This window comes from Rhodopseudomonas sp. B29, from assembly GCF_000333455.1.
GTDB lineage: Bacteria > Pseudomonadota > Alphaproteobacteria > Rhizobiales > Xanthobacteraceae > Rhodopseudomonas.
Genome location: NZ_BADD01000471.1, coordinates 1 through 1,116, shown reverse-complemented (window position 1 = coordinate 1,116; position 1,116 = coordinate 1). Strand labels below are relative to the sequence as shown.

Below are 1,116 nucleotides of genomic sequence, written 5' to 3'. Positions count from 1 at the left end.
GCGGCGCGCGCGGCGAGCCAGAACGTCTCGATCATCGCCACCACCGAATAGTCCAGCGCCTCCGGCATGGTGCGACAGCCGACGCCGGCACCTTGCGCCGTGCCGCGATCGCAGAACACCGCGAATTGCCGCGGCGCGATGGCGATGCCTTCGAGCTTCAGCTTCGCATAGAGCGCGGCGCGGTCTCCCTGATAGCTCAAGGCCGCGTCGGCGTTACAGCGCTTGAAATTGTCTTCGATCTTGCCGCGCATCGCGGCGCTGTCGACCGAGACGAAGCGCCACGGCTGGCTGTTGCCCACTGAGGGAGCGAGCTGCGCCAGATCGAGCAGCCGCTCGATCATCTCGGCCGGCACCGGATCGCGGCGGAAGCGGCGGACGTCGCGGCGCCACGCGATCAGTTCGGCGAACTGGGCTTGAAAATGATCGTCGAATGCCGGCGGCGGCGCGGCGCTGGCCGCGGCGGACGAAATGTCGAAACTCTGCACCCTGACCTCCATCGGCACGTCGATGACGCGCCTGTCGGGGTGCTGCAGGTCCGACGAAAGTCGTCGTCGCGGCAGATGCAATGAGTCCTGCGCCTGCCGAGCACGCCTCAAGGCACCCCGCCCGAAGCATGGACAATTCAAGCGATGGCAGGTCTCCTGGCTCGCGGGTCGTCGCCTTGCGCCACCTTCCCGGGCCGACCGAAACGGTCGGAAAGCCCAGTGGTTATTGGCGGTCGGCTACCCACTGACAGTTGCGGGGGCAGCTGTGGCTTCGGGATCGGCACCGAGGCGCGTCACCCACCACATTCCCTTTTCACCTTCGAATCCGAAGGACCATCGTCGATGGTGAAATTGTTAGGCGCGTCGCATCGCCGCTGTCAACGTGATTGGTCAAACCTCCGGCGAGGCCCTCGGTTGACCGCGCCTGCCGGCGCGGTTAGCGTCCGGCCCGATGGTCCTTCGAATTCGAAGGTGAAAAGGGAAGCCGGTGCGAGTTCGCTCCAGTCCGGCGCTGCCCCCGCAACTGTAAGCGACGAGCCATCGCCGAAACCACTGGGCCACGCTCTGCGGCGTTCCTGGGAAGGCGGCGATCACGGCAATGACTCGCGAGCCAGGAGACCTGCCATCGACA

The 1,116-nt window shown here is 66.0% G+C and carries 1 protein-coding gene and 2 riboswitches; the gene reads right to left on the bottom strand.

Features of this window, described 5'->3' with window-relative positions; genetic code table 11:
• The coding region (gene bluB / locus I5M_RS16680; protein ID WP_022722431.1) for a 5,6-dimethylbenzimidazole synthase at positions 1 to 497 on the bottom strand (497 nt) is incomplete at its 3' end.
• A gap of 116 nt (positions 498 to 613) precedes the next feature.
• A riboswitch (cobalamin riboswitch) is annotated at positions 614 to 838 on the bottom strand.
• Positions 839 to 920: 82 nt separating this feature from the next.
• A riboswitch (cobalamin riboswitch) is annotated at positions 921 to 1,116 on the top strand. This riboswitch is flagged as partial in the annotation.